This is a genomic window from Saccharothrix coeruleofusca, assembly GCF_017876325.1.
In the GTDB taxonomy this organism is placed as follows: Bacteria; Actinomycetota; Actinomycetes; order Mycobacteriales; family Pseudonocardiaceae; genus Actinosynnema; species Actinosynnema coeruleofuscum.
In genome coordinates, this window is sequence record NZ_JAGINV010000001.1 from 1,931,056 (window position 1) to 1,944,572 (window position 13,517).

Genomic DNA, 13,517 nt, shown 5'->3' on the forward strand with positions numbered 1-13,517 from the left:
CGCCAACTTGTGTACAAGGTAGACGAAAGATTGGGCAATCCCAACGAAAGTCCTGGACTTGTCGTCACCAGCCGCTTACTGTTCATCACGCTTCGCTGACCCTGCGACGGAACGAAGTCCCACCTCCTCACCCGCCACCGCGTGCGGGCCCTGCAACCGTGCGACGACGACGTCGGACACGCGTGGTCGTCGTCCCTGCCCTCCCAGGAGCATGGATATGAGACGCACAGCGCGACGGGTGCGCGTACCCGCCCTCGGTTTGTTGGCGGCAGCCCTGCTCTTCAGCGGCACGGCACCACCCGCCACCGCGGACCCGAAGAGCGACGCGGTGCCGCCCCAGGAACCCGGCGTGACGCTGCGGGTCTTCGACGTGCAGGTGGCGCTGGACCGGCTCTGCACCCTCAAACCGGCCCAGACGCCCAACGTCGACAAGCTCATGCCGGTGGTCGACTGGACCTCGACCGCCGACTTCGGGTTCGACGACCGCTTCGTGGCCGAGGTCTCCGGCAACATCGACATCACCCAGGCGGGCGCGTACACCTTCCGCCTGCTCAGCGACGACGGGTCGCGGCTGTCGATCGACGGCAACGTGGTCGTCGACCACGACGGCCTGCACGGTCCGGACCCCAAGGACGGTTCGGTCACCCTGTCCACCGGCTACCACTCCCTGCTGATCGAGCACTTCGAGCGCGACGGCGGGCAGCAGCTGACCCTGCAGTGGAAGCCGCCGGGCGCCACCGGGTTCTCGGTCGTGCCGAACTCGGCGCTCAGCACGGACAGCGGCGTCGTCCGGGTCACCGCGCCCGGCCGCAAGGAGTGCGCCGCGGGCTCCGACACGCCGGGCGACGGCCTGCCGCTCGACGCCGTGCACCCCGACTACACCCTGACCAACCTGCGCCCCAGCGGTTTCCAGCCGAAGGTCAGCGCGATGGACTGGTTCCCCGACGGCCGCCTGGCCATCGCCACGTGGGACGGCAAGAGCACCGACACCGGTGAGGTCTGGGTGCTGGGCAACGTCACCGGGGCGACCTCGCCGGAGCGGGTCACCACCAAGCGGATCGCGACCAACCTGCGCGAGCCGATGGGGCTGAAGGTGCTCGACGGCCGGATCTACGTGTCGCAGAAGCACCAGCTGACCGAGCTGACCGACACCAACGGCGACGACGTGATCGACCAGTCGCGCGCGGTGGCCACGTGGCCCTACGGCGGCAACTTCCACGAGTTCGCGTTCGGCCTGCTCTACAAGGACGGGTTCTTCTACCTCAACCTGTCCGTCGCCATCAACCTCGGCGGCGCGACCACCAACCCGCAGCCCGCCGCGAACCGCGGCACCACGGTGAAGGTCAACCGCTCCACCGGGCAGGTCAGCTACATCGCGGGCGGCCTGCGCACGCCCAACGGCATCGGGTGGGGCCCCGAGGGCGGCATGTTCGTCAACGACAACCAGGGCGGCTGGCTGCCCGCGTCGAAGCTGGTGCACGTCAAGCAGGACCGGTTCTTCAACCACTACACCAACCCCGCCGGTCCCTTCGACGCGAACCCGGTCACCGCGCCCGTGCTGTGGCTGCCGCAGAACGAGATCGCCAACTCGCCCAGCACGCCGCTGCAGCTGACCAAGGGCACCTACGCCGGGCAGATGGTCTTCGGCGACGTCACCTACGGCGGCCTCCAGCGCGCCTTCCTGGAGAAGGTCAACGGCGAGTACCAGGGCGCGGTGTTCCGGATGACGCAGGGCCTGGAAGCGGGCGTCAACCGGATCAGCCTCGGCCCGGACGGCGCGATCTACATCGGCGGCATCGGCGACGACGGCAACTGGGGCCAGGACGGCAAGCTCAAGTACGGCTTGCAGAAGCTCGCGCCCAACGGCGGCCGGACCTTCGACATCCTGGCCGTGCGCGCGATCGCGGGCGGGTTCGAGATCGAGTACACCCAGCCGCTGTCGGCGGAGACCGCGGCGGGCCTCGCGGGCCGCTACAGGGCGCAGCAGTGGCGGTACGCGCCCACACCGGGCTACGGCGGGCCCAAGGTCGACCAGGAGAGCCTGCGCGTCGCCTCGGCGACGCTGTCCGCGGACAGCAGGAAGGTCACGCTTAAGATCGACGGCCTCAAGGCCGGTCGGGTGGTGCACCTGCGCTCGCCGCGGCCGTTCACGTCGAGCACCGGTGTGCCGCTGTGGAACACCGAGGCGTGGTACACGCTGAACAATCTGGTCGGCAGCGCCCCGTCGGCCACGCAGTCGCTGGAGGCGGAAAGCGCGGCCCTGTCCGGCGGTGCGGGCGTCAACACCGACCACACCGGCTACTCCGGCGCGGGGTTCGTCGACGGCTACGGCACGCAGGGCGCGACCACCAGGTTCGCCGTGAACGCGACGGCGGCCGGTTCGCACAACGTGGGCCTGCGCTACAGCAACGGGCCGAACCCGTCCAGCGGCACCAAGACCGTCAGCGTCTACGTCAACGGCGCGAAGGTCAGGCAGGTGGCGCTGGCCGACACGGGCGACTGGGACACGTGGGCCACGCACACCGAGGCGCTGACCCTGCGGGCGGGCGCGAACACCATCGCCTACAAGGTGGACAGCGGGGACACCGGGCACGTCAACCTGGACTACCTGACCGTCACACCGGCCCGGCGCGTCGTCCTCTACAGCGGCGGCGGCACGGAGAACTGGCGCAACCCCGACGGCAGCCCGCCGTCGTGGCCGGTCGCGGACGGCTCGATGGAGGCGCTCGGCGGCGACATCCGCAGCAGGCAGGTGTTCGGCGACTTCAAGCTCCACCTGGAGTTCTGGCTGCCGAACCTGCCGCCCGAGGTGACCGGCCAGCAGCGCGCCAACAGCGGCGTGTACCTCCAGGACCGCTACGAGCTGCAGATCCTGGACAGCTACGGCAAAGCGTCGCTGGCCGCCGACGAGGCAGGCAGCATTTACCTGAAGAAGGCCGCGTCGCGCAACGCCGCCACCGCGCCGCGGACGTGGCAGACCTACGACGTCACGTTCCGGGCGGCCCGCTTCGACAGCGCGGGGGTCAAGACCGAGAACGCCCGCGTCACCGTGGTGTGGAACGGCGTCACGGTGCACCGGGACTTCGCCATCGACGGTCCGACCGGCAACGGCGCGGCCGAGGGCCCGACCGCGGGGCCGCTCCGGTTGCAGGACCACGGTGATCCCGGTGAGAACGTCCGGTTCCGCAACATCTGGGTCGAGCCGCTGGGGTGAGCGGGCGGGCTCGTGGCCGGTGCCGGGGTCGCGCGGTGGCGCGGCCCCGGCACCGGCCCGCCGGTCCTACCGGGGACCGCGGCGGACGGCGCTGGGCGGCTGCCCGGTCCACCGCAGGTAGGCGCGGCGGAGTTCGCGGGCGTCGCTGAAGCCGGTCTCGTGGGCGATGGCCTCGACCGTGAGCGCCGTCTCCCGCAGCAGCAGGGTGGCGCGCCGCTCGCGCACGCGGTCGCGGATGGTGCTGTAGCGCTCGCCCGCCTCGGTGAGCTTGCGGCGCAGGGTCCGCTCGGTGAGCCGCAGCCGCCGCGCGGTGTCGGTCATGGTGGGCGCGTGGCGCAGGTTCCTGCTCAGCGCGGTCTCGACGGCGACGACGACGTCGGGGCGGGCCGCGTCGAGGTCGAGCAGGCGGCGGCAGTTCTCCACGGCGATGGCGCGGGTCGGCTCGTGGTGGGTGGGCAGGCGGCGGGCGAGCACCGCGGCGGGCAGGACCATCCGGTTCGTGGCGGCCCCGAACTCGACCGGGCAGCGGAAGAAGCGGCGGTATTCCGGGGCGTAGGCCGGTGCGGGGTAGGCCAGTTCGACCCGGACGGGCGCCCAGTCCGCGGCTTCCAGGGTGCGCAGGAACACCACGGTGCTGCTGAGCACTTCCTCGCAGAGGAAGGCGATGAGCTCGGGATCGGGCAGGCGTTCGTGCAGCCGCAGCGCGATCTCGTCACCGGAGATGTCGACGTCGGTGTCCATCAGGCTGCCCGCGGCGGGGTGCAGCTCGTGGGCGAGCACCAGGGCGTCGGCGGTGGTGGCGCACGACCGCATCGCGACGCCCAGCATGCCGAAGGACAGCAGCGGGTCGCGGGCGCCGACCCTGATGCCGAGCGGGCGGTCGGGCATGGCGCGCACCGCGCGGCGCAGCACCTGGGCGGCTTGGCGGAAGGACACCTTGACCGGGCTGGAGGTGGTGAGCTCGGCCGGATCGAGGCCGGTGCCCGCGAACCAGGCGGCGACCGGGTGACCCTCGCGCCTGCCGACCTCGACCACGCCGGACAGCGTGGTGGGCGGGATGACCGCCCTGGTCAGCGCCGCTGGCTCTGCGGACCCGATCACATCGCCACCGCCGTCCTGTCCGGTTTGCCCCCCATGCTAGCCGCGGCGGCCCTGCCGGGGCCGGTGTCGCGGCCATTTCAATCGAGCCATGTCAGGTGGAAGACAGGGAGGGGACATGGCTCGACGGCGTGTTTGTGTCATCGGAGCGGGACCTGCCGGGCTTTCGGCGGCGCGTGCCTTGCGGCGCTTGAACATCCCCTACGACCAGTACGAGCGGCACAGCGACGTCGGCGGCATCTGGGACCTCGACAACCCCGGCACGCCGATGTACGAGTCCGCGCACTTCATCTCCTCGCGCAGGACGTCGGGGTTCTTCGACTTCCCCATGCCGGAGTCGTTCCCCGACTACCCTGGCAACCGGCTGATCCTGCGGTACACCCGTGACTTCGCCACCGCCTACGGGCTGCGCGAGGCCATCCGCTTCGACACCGCGGTCGACGACGTCGAGAGGGTCGGCGACTCGTGGGTGGTGACCCTCGACGACGGCTCCCGCCACGAGTACGGGGCGGTCGTGTGCGCCACCGGTGTCACCTGGGCACCGCGCTCCCCGGTGCACCCCGGCGAGTTCACCGGCGAGATCCGGCACTCCTCGACCTACCGCAGCCCGCTGGAGTTCCGCGGCAAGCGCGTCCTCGTCGTGGGGCTGGGCAACTCCGGCGCCGATATCGCGTGCGACGCCGCGGCCAACGCGGACGCCGCGTTCGTGAGCGTGCGACGGGGCTACCACGTGATACCCAAGCACCTGTTCGGCATCCCCATCGACGAGTTCACCGAACGCGGGCCGGAACTGCCGCTGTGGGTGCAGCGTCCGGTGTTGCGCGCGTTGCTGCGCCTGGTGCGGGGTGACCTGCGCAGGTACGGCCTGCCGGAACCGGATCACCGGCTGCTGGAGTCGCACCCGCTGCTCAACAGCCAGCTGCTGCACTACCTGCAGCACGGTGACGTGGCGATCCGCCCGGACATCGTGCGCCTGGACGGTTCCCTGGTCCGGTTCGCCGACGGCAGCGCCGAGCGGATCGACCTCGTCCTGCACGCCACCGGCTACGACTGGGCCATCCCCTACGCGCAGCGGTACTTCGACTGGTGCGACGGCCGCCCGGACCTGTACCTCACCGCGTTCAACCGCGAGCACCGCAACCTGTTCGCGCTCGGCTACATCGAGCTCAACTCCAGCGCCTACACGGTTTTCGACCACATCAGCAACATCCTCGCCCAGTACCTGCACGACCAGGAGCACGCCCCGGAGCGCGCCGCGCGGTTCGACCGCATGATCGCCACCGACCGCCCCGACCTCAGCCGGGGCATCCGGTTCGTCGACTCGCCGAGGCACCGCTCCTACGTGGACTCCTCCGCTTACCGCCGCTACCTGGGCGTGGTGCGCGAGCGCATGGGGTGGGCCGACCTGACCCCCGGCGCGTTCGAGCGGACCCGCCAGGCGGTGCGGGCATGAGGACGGCGGTGGTGACGGGCGCGGCGGGCGCCATCGGCGCGGCGGTCTGCGCGAGGTTGGACGCGCGCGGCTTCCACGTGGTCGCGGTCGACCTGGACCCGGTGGGACTGGACCGGCTGCCCGCCCCGGTGACCCGGCTGCCGGTCGACCTGACCACCCCGGACTTCCACGAGCCGATCGCGGCGGCCGTCGGCGAGCGGTGCGACCTGCTGGTCAACAACGCCGGTGTGGTGGTCACCCGGCCGTTCGAGGAGGTCACCGCCGAGCAGAGCCGCCGCGAGCAGCTGGTCAACCTGCAGGCGCCCATGCAGCTCAGCCGCGCGCTGTACCCGGCGCTGCGGGCGGCCCGCGGCCGGATCGTGTCCGTCGGGTCGCTGGGGGCGCTGATGCCGCTGGCCGAGAGCGCCGGGTACAGCGCGTCGAAAGCGGGCCTGCGCACCTTCATGTTCGCCATGGCGATGCTCGAACGCGAAACGGGGGTCGGCGTCAGCATGGTGCACCCCGCCGCGGTGGACACCCCCATGCTGCGCCGGGAGATGGCGGGCGGCGGTTCCGCGATCAACCTCCTCGGCGACCCGCTGAGCCCGGAGGCCGTCGCCGACGCCGTCGTGGCCCACCTGGACCGCCCTCGCCTGGAGACCTTCCTGCCACGCCACAACGGGTGGTCGCTCAAGGCGGCGGGCCTGGCGCCCGGCCTGCTGCCCCGCGTGCGCCCGCTGCTGGAGCGGCTGGCCGAGCCGGGGCTGCGGGAGTACCGGCGGCGGCACGGCCTCCGGTGACCGGGGTGGTCACCGGGGTGCCGTGCCCGGTGCTCAGCCCGCCGGGGTCTGCGCGGTGGCCACGATGGTGGCCCGGCCGAGGACGTGGCCCGCCATGGTGAAGCCGAGCAGCGCGGGGGTCGCGTCGGTCGGGACGCCGATGTCCTCGACGTCGAGGGCGTGCACGGTGATGAAGTAGCGGTGCGGGCCGTGGCCCGCGGGCGGGGCGGCGCCGATGTAGCGGGCGGCACGGGTGTCGTTGGGCAGCTGGACGGCCGGGGCGGGCAGGCCGGAGCCGGTGTCGTCGCCCGCTCCCTCCGGCAGGGAGGTGGTGCCGGCGGGGATGTTGGCCACGGCCCAGTGCCAGAAGCCCGACCCGGTGGGGGCGTCCGGGTCGTAGACGGTCACCGCGTAACTCCTGGTGCCCGCCGGGGCGCCGCTCCAGGTGAGCTGGGGAGAGGCGTCCCGGCCGCCGGGCATCCCGAAGGCGCCGGACAGCTGCGGCGCGGCGAGCGGCTTGCCGTCCTCGGTGGTCGTGCTGGTCAAGGTGAAGCCGGGGACCTCGGGCAGGCGCGCGAACGGGTCGTTCTCGGTCATCGTCTTCCTTCGTCGTCGAGCGAGCCGGACAGCTCACGATCGATGACTCTACAGATAATCGATTATTTGGCAAGACGACGTGTCCGCCGCCCCTCGTGGCCCGCTCGCGGCTCAGCGCCCCCGGCGCTCGGCCAGCAGCTTGAAGTTCAGCAGTTGTCGTCGGGCCATGGCCAGGTCGCCGACCGACAGGACGGGGGCCGCCCAGCGGTTGGCGCGCATGACGACCTTGAGCAGCAGGCGCGTCGTGCCATTACCGGCGGGCACCAGGACGTAGGACAGGAAGGCGCCCATGACGGTGCCGGTCAGCTGCCTGCCCGGCTCGACCGAGACGACCCGGCCCAGCCTGCGTCCGCCGGAGGCGGTGAACCCCTCACCGACCTCGGGCTCGGGCAGGTCCAGCAGCCGGCGGGGGGAGCGGCGGCCGAAGTTGTCGATCCAGTCGTACGAGTACGGTGCGACCCGCACCTGCGTGACCCACGGCCACACCGCTTCGGCGGGCGCCTCGACGGTCACGCCCCGCCACGCCCGCAACGCGGGCGCGGTCACGAACCCGTCGCAGGGGTAGGGGCGCGAGACCTCGCTGTCGCTGACACCCCAGCGGTCGCCGATCACGGGCCCGTCCTCCTTCGCCCTGGTGCGGACGACACCGCCTGCCCAGGCGGGGTGCCGGGGCAGGCGGTGTCGGTTCAGCGCGCTCGGTTCAGCGCGGTCAGTTCAGCGCGGTCAGTTCAGGACGTAGCCGAGGCGACCCTCGGCCACCTGACCCTCGCAGTTCTGGTCGCGCGAGTCCATGTGGTCACCGCCGCTGCCCCGCACCACGCAGCGGAAGAGCGCGCCCGAGCCGTCCACCGAGTTCTCGTGGATGTAGCCGAGCAGGCCCACGCGGGTGTTGCCCTCGCAGTTGGGGTCGAGGGAGGTGAAGCTGTCCCAGCCCAGCGAGCACTGGTAGACCGCCCAGGTGGCGGGCAGTTGGGTGGCCAGGAGCTTGCCCAGCGAGCCCTCGGCCCGGTAGCCCTCGGGAGCGCCGGTGGTGGAGCTGAGGTGGTCGCCGCCCTTGACGTAGCGGACCAGGTCGACCTTGGCGGGCGTGCCCGCCAGCGCGCCGGTGTGCAGCAGGCGGTTCGGCGAGCCCGCGCCCGCGTCACCGATCTTGTCCGCGGTGGCGCTGTCGACCAGCGCGGCGTGCGCGTCGGCGGGCGTGCTGTCCGCGTGGGCGGCCAGGTGCAGCGCCACCGCGCCCGCCACGTGCGGGGTCGCCATGGAGGTGCCGTCGAGGACCGCGGTGTCCGAGTCGCCGGTGTTCCAGGCCGAGGTGATGTCCATGCCGGGGGCGTACAGGTCGGTGCAGTTGCCGTAGTTGGAGAACCAGGCCCTGGCGTCGCCGTCGGTCGAGGCGTTGACCGTCAGCGCCTCGCCCACCAGCGCCGGGCTGTAGCCGCACGCGTTGCGGTTGCTGTTGCCGGAGGCCAGGGCGTAGGTCACGCCCGAGGCGATGGAGGCGCGCACCGCGTCCTCCAGCGGCGCGGTGGCCGCCGAGGCGACCGCGCCCAGGCTCATGTTGGCCACGGCGGGCTTGGCCGCGTTCGCGGTCACCCAGTCGACGCCGCTGACGACGTCGGCCAGGGTGCCCGAGCCGTTGCAGTCGAGGACCCGCACCGCCACCAACTTCACGCCCTTGGCCACGCCGTACTCGGCGCCGCCGATCGTGCCCGCCACGTGCGTGCCGTGCCCCTGGCAGTCGGTGTTGGAGCCGTCCACGAAGTCCACGCCCCACGACGCGCGGCCGCCGAAGGTCGAGTGCGTGGTGCGGATGCCGGTGTCGATGACGTACGCGTGGACGTTCTCGGCGGTCGTGCCGTAGCTGTACGCGGCGTCCAGGGGGAGGTCGCGCTGGTCGGCCCGGTCCAGCCCCCACGACGGCGGGTTGGCCTGGACCTCGGAGGCGCTGACCACGACGTCCTGGCTCACCGACTTCACCGCGGGGTCGGCGGCCAGGCGCTTGGCCTCGGCCTCGCTGGCCTCGACCGCGAAGCCGCGCAGCGCGTGCTGCCAGGTCGCGGTCACCTTGCCGCCGTGTCTGGCGGTCAGCTCCGCGCCCTGGATGCCTACATCGTCCTTGAGCACCACCACGTAGCGGTCGGGCACGGCCGTGCCCTGCGCCGCCATGGCGATGTCCCCCTCAGCCGCGGCCTGCGACACGCCCGAGAACGCGCCGAAGGCGAGGACCGAGGCGCCGAGCACCCCGGTCACGCGAACGAAATCCCGCTTCACCCTAACCTCCCGTAGATCAAGATCAGGGCACGAGGGTGACAGCTCCGGCTTGCCGCGGGGGCGGCTACCGCGACGCGGGTGCGCCAGCCCGAAGTTTCGTCCCCGAATCCACCACGGCGACGTCCTCTTTGTGGCATAGGGCTTTTCCCAGTCCTGCGCCCGACCGGTTGACATAGGTCCAGACCACTCGGCAAGCTGCTGGCGCTCTCGCGTCCGTCGCCGCGCACGTGGTTCCCATCGGGTCACCAGGATCATGGAGGGAAAGGCGCATGGGAGGCCCACGCCAGCTGCTCGCGCTCGTACTGGCGGCACTCGCCGCAGCCTGCGCGCTCACCGCCCCGGCCGCTGCCGCCGCGACCAAGAAGGGCGTGAGCATCAACAACCACCCCGGTGTCGCCGCCGCGCTCGCCGACGTGCGGGCGGGCTGGTACTACACCTGGGCATCCGACACCCAGGGCGTGACCACCCCCGCCGGTGTCGAGTTCGTGCCGATGATCTGGGGCGCGGGCGCGGTCAACGACACCGAGCTCAACCGCGCCCGGTCGCTGGGCACCACCCTGCTCGGCTTCAACGAGCCCGACATGGCGGGCCAGGCCAACATGTCGGTCGAGCAGGCGCTGAACCTGTGGCCCCGGCTGCAGGCCACCGGGATGCGGCTCGGCGCGCCCGCGGTCGCGTTCGGCGGGGACCGGGCGGGCGGCTGGCTCGACCGGTTCATGAGCGGGGCCGCCGCGCGCGGCTACCGGGTCGACTTCATCCCGCTGCACTGGTACGGCAGCGACTTCTCCGCCGCCGCGACCGAGCACCTGCGCGGATACCTGCAGGCCGTCCACGACCGCTACCGCAAGCCGATCTGGCTCACCGAGTACGGCCTGATCGACTTCACCGGTCCGCAGCCGCGCTACCCCGACCAGGCCCAGCAGACCGACTTCGTGCGCCGCTCCACCGCGATGCTCAACAGCCTGCCCTTCGTGGAGCGGTTCGCGTGGTTCTCGCTGTCGACGCGCACCAGCCCGACCGGCCTCTACGACGGGACCACGCCCAACGCCACCGGTGTGGCCTACCGCTCGGTCCCCTGACCGCACCGTCGTCCGGCATTCCACCACCGATCCCTCCTGGAGGAGCGATGCGCAGGTTCCTGTGCGCGGTGATCACCGCGATCGCCGCCTTCGCCGTGGTGACACCGCCCGTCGCCACCGCCGCGGCCGACCACACGGTCACCTTCGTCAACCGGTCCGGCCGCACGATCTGGATCGGCAGCGCGGTCAACGCCGACGGCTCCCGCGCCCTGACCGGTCTGCCCACCCTGCAGAACGGCCAGTCGGCCACCATCACCATCCCCGAGTCCGCCGCTCCCAACCACTGGCGCGGCAAGTTCTTCGCCCGCCAGGACTGCACCGGAACGCCCGGCAGCACGTTCCACTGCCGCGTCGGCGACTGCGGGCCGATGGCGGACCGCTGCACCACCGGCGAGCAGCCCGCGAGCCTGGCGGAGTTCAACTTCGACCGCAAGGACGGGCTCGCGCCCTGGTACAACGTCAGCTACGTCAACGCTTTCTCGCTGCCGATCACCATCGACGCCCGCGACGGGGTGACCCCGCCGGGCTCCACCGAGTGCACCGGCGTCGGCTGCCCGGAGAACCTGCTGCCGTACTGCCCGCCGGAGAACCTGACGCGGTGGGCCGACGGCAGGCCGATGCTGTGCACCAACCCCAACCGCGACGCGCGGACCCCCTACAGTGACGCCCTGTCCTCGCGCTGCCCCAAGGCGTACGCGTGGTCCAGGCACGACACCGAGCCGGGCAACCAGGTCGTGCGGCAGTGCCGCCAGTGCACCGGCTTCACCGTCACCTTCCACCCGGTGGCCTGACCGCCGGGCGAGCGCGGTCACCGGCCGTCCCAGAGCGCGCGGGGCGGCCGGTAACCGCGCAGCCGCAGGCTGTTGGCGACCACCAGCACCGAGGACAGCGACATCGCCGCACCGGCGATGAGCGGGTTGAGCAGACCGGAGGCCGCCAGCGGGATGGCGGCGGCGTTGTAGCCGAACGCCCAGACCAGGTTGCCCCGGATGGTGTCCAGGGTGCGGTTGGCCAGCTCGACCGCGTCCGGCACCGCGTGCAGGTCTTCGCGGACCAGGATGACGTCGGCCGCGTGGGCGGCGACGTCGCTGCCTCGGGCCACCGCCATGCCCAGGTCGGCCGCGGCCAGCGCCGGGCCGTCGTTGACGCCGTCGCCGACCATCGCCACGCGGTGACCGGCGGCGCGCAGCGCCTCCACCGCGGCGACCTTGTCCGCGGGCCGCACCCCGGCCACGACCTCGGTGATGCCGACCTCGTCGGCGACCGCGCGGGCCGCGCCCGGTCCGTCGCCGGTGAGCAGCACGGTCCGCAGCCCCAGCGCGTGCAGCCGGGCGACGGCGTCGGCGGCGGACGGGCGCACGGTGTCGCGCACGGCGATGCCGCCCACCACGGCACCCGCGCGGGCGACCAGCACGCCGGTCGCCGCTCCGAGCCCGTCGAGCCACCGGTGGGCCTCCGGCGGCACGGCGATGCCCAGCCCGGCCATCAACCCGGCCGTGCCCACGACGACCGGGACACCATCCACCTCGCCGCGCGCCCCCGCGCCCACCAGCGCCTCGAACCCGGTCACGGCGGGCAGCCCGGTGCCCGCGGCGGACACGACGGCCGCCGCCACCGGGTGCTCGGAGGCCGCCTCCACCGCGCCCGCCCAGCGCAGCACCTCGCGCTCGTCGGCGTCGCCGAAGGCGGCGGTCGCCACGACGGACATCCGCCCGGCGGTGACCGTGCCGGTCTTGTCCAGCACCACCGTGTCCACCGACCGCGTGGCCTCCAGCGCCTCGGGCCCCTTGACCAGCACGCCCAGCTGCGCCGCGCGGGCGACGCCGACCATCAGCGCCGTCGGGGTGGCCAGGCCCAGCGCGCACGGGCAGGCGATGATCAGCACCGCGACCGCCGCCGTGAACGCCTCGCGCGCGGTGTGGCCGGTGGCCAGCCACCCGCCCAGCACCAGCGCCGCCAGCACCAGCACCACGGGCACGAACACCGCGCACACCCGGTCGACCAGCCGCTGCACCGCGGCCTTGCGCTGGGCGGCCTGCTCGGCCAGCGCGCTCATCTGCGCCAGCTGCGTGTTGGCGCCGACCTCGGTGGCGCGCACGACCAGCCGCCCGCCGCGGTTGACCGTGCCGCCCACGACCCGGTCGCCGGGGCCGACGTCGACCGGCGCCGACTCGCCGGTGATCGCCGCGGTGTCCAGCGCGGAGGCGCCCTCGGCGACGACCCCGTCGGCGGGCAGCGCGTCACCGGGGCGCACCACGAACAGGTCCCCGACCCGCAGCAGCGCGGCGGGCAGCGACTGCTCCACGCCCTCGCGCAGCACGCGGGCGTCCTTGGCGGCCAACCCGGCCAGCGCGGTGAGCAGCCCCACGGCGTTGCGCCGCGAACGGGTCTCGAAGTAGCGGCCCGCCAGCAGGAACGTCGTCACGCCCGCGGCGACGTCGAGGTAGACCGCGTCCGCGCCCTCGGCCGTGACGCCGAACCCCAGCCAGTAGCCGGGACCGGCCGAACCCGCCGCCAGCGACCACACCGCCCACCCGAACGAGGCCAGCACGCCCAGCGACACCAGGGTGTCCATGCTGGAGGAGCCGTGCCGCAGGTTGCGCAGCGCGGCCCGGTGGAACGGCCACGCCGAGTAGCCCGCCACCGGCACGGCCAGCAGCACGCACAGCGCTTCCCAGCCGGGGAACCGCAGCGCGGGCACCAGCGCCAGGCTGATCGACAGGTTGCCCAGCGGGATGGCCAGCACCGCGGCGACCACCAGTCGGCGCCGCAGGTCGGCCACGGCCGCGGTGTGCGCGGCGCGGTCGTCCTCGGCGCGGTGGCGCACGCGGGCGTCGTAACCCGCCTGGCGCACCGCCGCCACGGCGTCCCCGGCGCTCAGGCCCGCGGGCAGGTGGACGACCGCGCGCTCGGTCGCGTAGTTGACCGAGGCGCGCACGCCGTCGAGCCGGTTGAGCTTGCGCTCGACGCGGGCCGCGCAGGCCGCGCAGGTCATGCCGGACACGGCCAGTTCGACCGGCCCGTCCACCGCTGTGGTCATCTCGTCC

10 protein-coding genes are annotated in these 13,517 nt (G+C 72.9%); 5 read left to right on the plus strand and 5 right to left on the minus strand.

The genetic code is table 11. The features are described from left to right. Nucleotides 1-217: 217 nt before the first annotated feature. Nucleotides 218-3,214 (plus strand): 3-keto-alpha-glucoside-1,2-lyase-like domain-containing protein, encoded by a 2,997-nt coding sequence (locus JOF41_RS09050; protein WP_209617742.1) that lies wholly within the window; start codon nt 218-220, stop codon nt 3,212-3,214. A 66-nt stretch (nt 3,215-3,280) separates the two neighbouring features. Here JOF41_RS09050 and JOF41_RS09055 read toward each other — a convergent pair whose 3' ends face one another. Beyond that, a complete protein-coding gene (locus JOF41_RS09055) occupies nt 3,281-4,315 on the minus strand; it encodes an AraC family transcriptional regulator (RefSeq protein ID WP_209617745.1) in 1,035 nt (344 codons plus the stop codon). Nucleotides 4,316-4,430: 115 nt separating this feature from the next. Between JOF41_RS09055 and JOF41_RS09060 the strand changes: the two genes are divergently transcribed. Both JOF41_RS09060 and JOF41_RS09065 read left to right on the plus strand, forming a co-directional pair. Further along, nucleotides 4,431-5,765 carry a flavin-containing monooxygenase gene (locus JOF41_RS09060; RefSeq protein ID WP_209617748.1) on the plus strand — a complete coding sequence of 445 codons (1,335 nt, stop codon included), beginning with the start codon at nt 4,431-4,433 and terminating at the stop codon, nt 5,763-5,765. Continuing rightward, nucleotides 5,762-6,544, plus strand: a complete 783-nt coding sequence (locus tag JOF41_RS09065; protein WP_209617751.1) for an SDR family NAD(P)-dependent oxidoreductase — start codon at nt 5,762-5,764, stop codon at nt 6,542-6,544. The genes JOF41_RS09060 and JOF41_RS09065 overlap by 4 nt, the downstream gene beginning before the upstream one ends. Nucleotides 6,545-6,577: 33 nt before the next feature. Here the strand turns inward: JOF41_RS09065 and JOF41_RS09070 are convergent, their stop codons facing one another. From JOF41_RS09070 to JOF41_RS09080, 3 genes are all read right to left on the minus strand, one after another. Further along, nucleotides 6,578-7,120 (minus strand): YbhB/YbcL family Raf kinase inhibitor-like protein, encoded by a 543-nt coding sequence (locus JOF41_RS09070; protein ID WP_209617754.1) that lies wholly within the window; start codon nt 7,118-7,120, stop codon nt 6,578-6,580. Nucleotides 7,121-7,231: 111 nt separating this feature from the next. After that, complete coding sequence (locus JOF41_RS09075; protein ID WP_209617756.1) at nt 7,232-7,732, minus strand: SRPBCC family protein; 501 nt, start codon at nt 7,730-7,732, stop codon at nt 7,232-7,234. A 111-nt stretch (nt 7,733-7,843) separates the two neighbouring features. Then, nucleotides 7,844-9,391, minus strand: coding sequence for a S8 family peptidase (locus JOF41_RS09080; RefSeq protein WP_229796246.1), 1,548 nt, complete (start codon nt 9,389-9,391; stop codon nt 7,844-7,846). 269 nt (nt 9,392-9,660) lie between these two features. Here JOF41_RS09080 and JOF41_RS09085 point away from each other — a divergent pair, with 269 nt between their 5' ends. After that, entirely contained in the window at nt 9,661-10,470 is an 810-nt protein-coding gene (locus JOF41_RS09085) for a glycoside hydrolase family protein (RefSeq protein WP_209617759.1), read from the plus strand. Nucleotides 10,471-10,517: 47 nt separating this feature from the next. Further along, nucleotides 10,518-11,261, plus strand: coding sequence for a thaumatin family protein (locus JOF41_RS09090; RefSeq protein ID WP_209617762.1), 744 nt, complete (start codon nt 10,518-10,520; stop codon nt 11,259-11,261). A 17-nt stretch (nt 11,262-11,278) separates the two neighbouring features. Here JOF41_RS09090 and JOF41_RS09095 read toward each other — a convergent pair whose 3' ends face one another. After that, entirely contained in the window at nt 11,279-13,510 is a 2,232-nt protein-coding gene (locus JOF41_RS09095) for a heavy metal translocating P-type ATPase (RefSeq protein WP_209617765.1), read from the minus strand. Nucleotides 13,511-13,517 lie beyond the last annotated feature (7 nt).